Raw genomic sequence first — 5733 nt, forward strand, 5'->3', positions numbered from 1 at the left:
GGACCAGGTGCGCCGGGTTCAGCTCTGCGGCCCGCTCGCCCCAGGGCCGAGAGCCGGTGCTCCCGGGACGGCGGCACCAGCCCGGACGGCCAGTGCACCCGCACCGCCGTCGTCAGCGACTGGACGAAGTACTGCCACCGACTCTTGTCGGTCGACGCCGGCCGGTGCGCCTGCGTGGTCGAACCGGGCCTTGTACACGGCGAACACTGCACCAGGAACGTGAGGCGGGCTTACGAGGCCAGCGGGTCCGGAGTGGGACGCCATGGGTGGCAGAGGGCCAGGTAGCAGACCGTTGCGGCCAGCGCGAGGCCGAGCACCGACAGGGCCATGGGCAGGGCGGTGCCCTGGTCGCCGAGACCGGCGAGGGCGGGCGCGAGGGCTCCCATGAGGAACTGGGTGGTACCCAGGAGCGCCGAGGCGCTGCCCGCCGCGTGCGGGGCCCGCTGAAGAGAAAGGGCGGTGGTGGTGGGCAGGATCATGCCGACCGGGCAGGCCGTGAAGAACAACGCGCCGGCGATCCAGGGCAGGCCCACGTGCGTGAGGGTGGCCAGGACGACCAGGGCGGTGCCCGCGGTGGCGAGTACGGCCAGGCCCGCCCCCAGGATGCGGTGCGAGGGGAAACGGCCGAGGAGCAGTTTGCCGTTGAGCTGGCCGGTGGCGACCATGCCGACCGAGTTGAGGGCGAAGAGCAGGCTGTAGGTCTGTGGGGAGGCGCCGTAGACCTCTTGCAGGGTGAAGGAGGAGCCGGCGATGTAGGCGAACAGGGCGGCGAAGCCGAGGCTTCCGGTGAGCAGATAGCCCGAGAAGCGGCCGTCTTTGACGAGGTCGCGCATGGTGCGCAGGGTGTCGGGGAGCCCGCCGCGCCGGCGCTGGTGTGCCGGCAGGGTCTCGGTCAGCAGGGTCGCGGTGGCGGCGAGGATGATCAGGCCCAGCACGGTGAGGGTGACGAACACGCCGCGCCAGGAGGTCAGGCGCAGCAGTTGGGCGCCGAGCACGGGGGCGAGGATCGGCGCGGTGCCGGAGACGAGCATCAGCGAGGAGAGCAGGCGGGCGGCGCCGAGTCCGTCGTACAGGTCACGGACGACGGCTCGGGCGATGACGATCCCGGCGGCGCCCGCCAGGCCCTGGACCATGCGCATGCCGATGAGGACCGTGGGATTGGGGGCGACGGCGCACAGGAGGCTCGCCGCGACGTACACGGTCAGGCCGGTCAGGAGGGGACGGCGCCTGCCGAGGGTGTCGCTGAGGGGCCCGATGACCAGCTGGCCCAGCGCGATCCCGATCATGAAGGCGGTGAGGGTGAGCTGGGTGACGGCCTGTGAGACGTGGAGATCTCCGCTGACCTGAGGCAGGGCAGGGAGATAGAGGTCGATGGTGAGCGGGCCGAGCGCGGTCAGGGAGCCCAGGACCAGGACGAGGGGCAGACGGCGCGGATGGCGGTCCGGGGACGGCGCGTGGAGGGTGTCTGCTGTCCCGGCGCTGCTGGTCGGGGAGGGTTCGGACATGTCGCTTCCAGGGCTGTCGGAGAGAGCGGACCGCGCGGACCACTGTGCTGCCGGTTCTGCACCGGCCGGCGCCACGCGGTCGGTGCGGCACCGGCGCCGGTGGGATGCGTCCCGCCGGCCGCGTCAGCGGCCGAGGCGGGCGATGAGCAGGTTGGGGTCCTTGTCGGTCATGTAGGCGGCGCTGGGGACATACACCTTGCTGCCGTGGACCGCGATGGACGTGGGGGTCTGAAGACCGTCGGCCGGGGTGAGGACGGCGGTGCGGGTGCCGTCGGGGCGGACGAGGTCGACCTGGTTGTCGTCGCGGGCGGCGAGCAGGGTGTCGCCGTGGCCGGTGAACGCGAAGTCGTCGATGGACGGCATGCCGGTGGCCCGTACCTGGACCTTTCCGGCGGTGCCCTTGGCGGTGACCGGGATACGCAGGACGGTGCCCCGGTCGAGGTTGGTGGCCCAGACGGCCCCGTTGTGCAGCTTCAGGCCGTTGGCGCCGGCGAACGTGGTGGGCTCCAGCTGCGTGCCCTTGGCCCAGACGGTGGCCTTTCCGCCGCACGCGGGGAGGCGGTAGACGACGCCGTGCACGGAGTCCGTGACGTAGAGCTTGTCGGTGTGCTGGTCGAGGGCGAGGCCGTTGGGCAATCCGTCGGCGGGCAGGGCGGCGATACGGTGCGGGCGGCCACCGGGGCGGACGGCCCAGACGCCGGTGAGGTCGGCGGTGCCGGTGGCGTAGGTGACGTACAGGGTGCCGTCGTCGGCGCGGGCGATGCCCCCGACGAACGCCTTGCCCAGGTTGGGGGTGTTCGCCCTGGCGGGGGCGGGCAGTGTGGCCAGGACGTGCGGCCGGCTGCCCGGAGTGACGCGGACGATCTGCCGGGCGAAGGAGAAGGTCAGGTACGCAGCCCCGGTGTGGTCGACGGTGATGTTCTCGGGCTGCTGCGAGGCCGCCAGCTGGAAGTGGTTGGTGATGTGCGGCGCCGAGAGCGGCTGGGTCGCCGCGGTTGCGGTGGCCGCGGAGGCGAGCAGGACCGCGGTCGCGGCGAGGGTGGTCAGGGAGGTACGGACGCGCATGGGGTGGTTCTCCTGGTGGGGTTCTGCTGACGGTCCACTGCCGGCCCGTGGGGGTCGCGGGCCGGCAGTGGGGCTCGATGGGGTGGTACTGCTACGGCTCAGGGGGCGACGATCTTGATCGTGCTCGCCCAGCCGTGGCCCGCTTCGCGGATCTGCAGTGCCATGTGCAGCAGCTGGAAGCCCTCCAGCTCGCGGGCGTGCCTGAGCGCGCCGACGTCGACCGGGTTCAGCCCGCCGGAGGTGACCAGGTCGGCGACCTGCTTACGGGCGGCCTCGTCGTCACCGGCGATGAAGACGTCGAGCACAGTGCCGTTCACCTCGCCTGCGATCAGGGTTGTGGCGAACGTGGTGTTGAACGCCTTCACGACACGTACGTCCGGTCCGGCGGCCTCGGCGATCTCTTGGGCGGCCGAGGTGCCCGGGGCGACGACGAGTGCGTCGAGGGAGGCGTCGACGGGGTTGCTGATGTCGACCAGCACCTTGCCGCTCAGCTGCTCTCGGTAGGCGGCGGCGAGCTGCTTGGCGGCGTCGAAGGGGACGGCGAGGACCACGATGTCCGCGGTGTCGACGGCAGATGCGTCGGCGGCAGCGATCCGGCCTTCGCCTGTTGCCTGCCCGCGCAGTTCGTCGACGAGTCGTACGGCCTTGCCGGGGTCCTTGGCGGTGACGGTGACCGTGTGTCCGCCCGCCAGGGCGCGGGTGGCGATGCCTCGGGCCATGTTGCCGGCGCCGATGATGGTGATCTTCATGAGGATGGTGTCCTTTCTGGCGCTGTGCCTGCTGGCTGTCAGACGTGGACCCGCACCACGTTGAACGGGAGCACCGGATTGGTGATCTGGAACTGGAAGTTGACGATCAGCAGGTCGTGGCCGTCGACGGCGGCCGTGGAGGGGCTGTGCATGCCGTGGCCGTGGACCGTGCGCACGAGTTCGGCCTTGGTGTAGTCGTGGCTCAGCTTCAGGACGCTGATCTGGCCCTCGGGGTGGTCGAGTTCGGTGACGGCGGTGAGGGTGTCGCCCCTCAGCAGGAGGCCGTCGCCGGAGACGCCCTTGGCGCTGCCGAGGTCGATCGGGACGACCTGGTGGGTGTGCAGGTCGACGCGGTAGAAGGCGTAGTCGTTGTAGTCGGCGAGCAGGACGTAGCGGCCGTCGCCGGTGACCACCAGGCCGTTGCCGTTGAACCCGTCGTCGTAGACCATCGGGGAGTTGGTGAGGTCCACGCCCACGTGCAGTGGTTGCTGGATCTGCTTGCTCTTCAGCTCGGCGGCGGTGAGGTGCCACAGCGCGGGGTGGATCGAGTCGGAGATGTAGGCGTCGCCGTTGGGGGCGAGGGCCACGTCGTTGAGGAAGGTGTCGGTACGGCCGGTGTCGAACACGTGCAGTAGGGCGCGGGTGCGGGTGTCGTAGACGAAGACCTTGCCGGTGGCGCCGCCGGCGACGATGAGCCGTCCCGCGCGGTCGGTCTTCATGCCCGCGACGGAGGTCCGTCCGTCCTTTCCGCCCGGCAGGAACACCTTGGTCGCGCTCTGGTGGATGTCACCGCGGTAGATGGTGCCGTCGCTGGTGCTGCCGACGTAGAAGAAGGGCGTGCCCTGCTGGCGTGCGATGCCCTCGGGGTAGGTCTTGTCGCCGGGAATCGTGTAACTGGTGGGCAGGGGTGCGTGGTGGTGCCCGGAGGTGGCGGTGGGTCTCCCGCTCGCGTGCGGGGTGGCGAGAGCCGGGGCGGCGGCGCCCATCACGAACAGCGAGGCCACCGCGACGGCCGCAACGCGGGGGTGGCGCAGACGAACTGACGGCATGACAAGTCCTTCTGAGTGGAAGGGAGTTGGAGGTAGGGGGAGGCGGGTGCTCAGTTACCGGTGGGGAAGAGGGACCGGTTGGCGATGTCGATGATGAACGGGCCGACGTGGGAGGGATAGCGGTCCACGATCGCCTTCTTGTACGCCTGGCCGTCGTCGCCGAGCAGTTCGCGGGCGTCGTCGAGGTAGCGGTGCACCTGCGCGTAGACCTCCGGCCCGGTGGGCAGGCCGTGGCCGGCGAGGATCGTGTCGTAGCCGGACTCGGCGGCCAGCGCGTCGACGGCCCGCTGCCAGCCGGTGATGTCGTTGTTGCCCAGGTAGAGGTGGACGTCGTTGTAGACGAGGTCCTGGGCGATCAGGACGCCCTGCTCGGGCAGCTTGACGAGGAGTTCGTCGGCGGCCTCGCCGCCGGAGACGGCCTCGAAGACGAACGGGACGCCGTCGATGACCTCGATGCCCGGGATGAGCGCCACGTCCGGGGTGAAGTCGGCGACCGGGATGACCAGGCCGGTGGGCAGCTGGCTGTCGCCGCGCGCCAGGATCTGCTCCCGTACCTGGGGCAGCGCGTGGACGGGGGCGCCGAAGCGGGCGGCGCCGTTGTAGTGGTCGGGGTGGGCATGGGTGACGATCAGCCGGTCCAGCGGCTTGCCGAGTCCCTTGGCGTACGCGACGGCCTCGTCCGCGTAGGCGGGCAGGAGCTGGGCGTCGATCGCGATGATCCGGGTCGGCGTCTCGATCAGCTGGGTGGTGGTGTGGAAGGTGTCGGCCGGGGACATGTAGCTGTGGATCCGCACCGTGCCCTTGTCGAGGACCGTGACCGTACCGTTCATGGGAATGCTCCTTGCGGTGGATGACGGCCTTCCGCCGTCTCGCTCACCTCCACTCTTGCCGCAAAGCCGCAGGCAGGCGAGATACCATGAAGACACGGCATGGTAATTCGAGGACATGTGGAGATCGCGATGTTTCCCGCCGACCCTGACACGGCCGATCTGTCGGGAGGCGATGCCATCCTCCGGCTCGACTTCAATCCTCCCCAGGAACGCGTCCCCGGCTTCGAGATCATCGATCTCGCGACCCTGCACGAACGGCGCCGGCACCGCGGCAGGCGGTCCGACCTGGTGCACCGGGTCGACTTCCACACCCTCACCCTCATCACCCAGGGCAGCGGCGAACACGCCATCGACTTCGTGACCTATCCCTGCCGCCCCGGCACCCTGCTGTGGGTCCGCCCCGGCCAGGTCCAGAGCTTCGTACGGCCGGGCACCGCCAACGGCACGCACCTGCTGTTCACGCCGGCCTTTCCACCTCACACCAGCAGTGCCGACCGGCTGGTGAACGAGTGGTACGGGCCGGCGTGCCGGCAAC

At 70.4% G+C, this 5733-nt stretch carries 6 protein-coding genes; 1 reads left to right on the forward strand and 5 read right to left on the reverse strand.

Features of this window, described 5'->3' with window-relative positions; translation table 11 throughout:
* Positions 1 to 230: 230 nt before the first annotated feature.
* The 5 genes from ABZ646_RS38645 to ABZ646_RS38665 form a co-directional block, all read right to left on the reverse strand.
* Positions 231 to 1505, reverse strand: coding sequence for a multidrug effflux MFS transporter (locus ABZ646_RS38645; RefSeq protein WP_360529994.1), 1275 nt, complete (start codon positions 1503 to 1505; stop codon positions 231 to 233).
* Between the two features lie 123 nt (positions 1506 to 1628).
* Complete coding sequence (locus tag ABZ646_RS38650) at positions 1629 to 2570, reverse strand: hypothetical protein (RefSeq protein WP_360529997.1); 942 nt, start codon at positions 2568 to 2570, stop codon at positions 1629 to 1631.
* Between the two features lie 98 nt (positions 2571 to 2668).
* On the reverse strand, positions 2669 to 3319 hold the full coding sequence (locus ABZ646_RS38655; protein ID WP_360529999.1) for an NAD(P)-binding domain-containing protein: 651 nt from the start codon (positions 3317 to 3319) through the stop codon (positions 2669 to 2671).
* A 38-nt stretch (positions 3320 to 3357) separates the two neighbouring features.
* Positions 3358 to 4368: a superoxide dismutase gene (locus ABZ646_RS38660; RefSeq protein WP_360530002.1), complete on the reverse strand. Its 1011-nt coding sequence runs from the start codon at positions 4366 to 4368 to the stop codon at positions 3358 to 3360.
* A gap of 50 nt (positions 4369 to 4418) precedes the next feature.
* The gene (locus ABZ646_RS38665; RefSeq protein ID WP_360530005.1) at positions 4419 to 5198 is read right to left on the reverse strand and encodes an MBL fold metallo-hydrolase; all 780 of its coding nucleotides are present in this window, start codon (positions 5196 to 5198) and stop codon (positions 4419 to 4421) included.
* A gap of 129 nt (positions 5199 to 5327) precedes the next feature.
* Between ABZ646_RS38665 and ABZ646_RS38670 the strand changes: the two genes are divergently transcribed.
* The coding region (locus ABZ646_RS38670; RefSeq protein ID WP_360530008.1) for an AraC family ligand binding domain-containing protein at positions 5328 to 5733 on the forward strand (406 nt) is incomplete at its 3' end.

It is taken from the genome of Streptomyces sp. NPDC007162 (assembly GCF_040634175.1).
GTDB lineage: Bacteria > Actinomycetota > Actinomycetes > Streptomycetales > Streptomycetaceae > Streptomyces.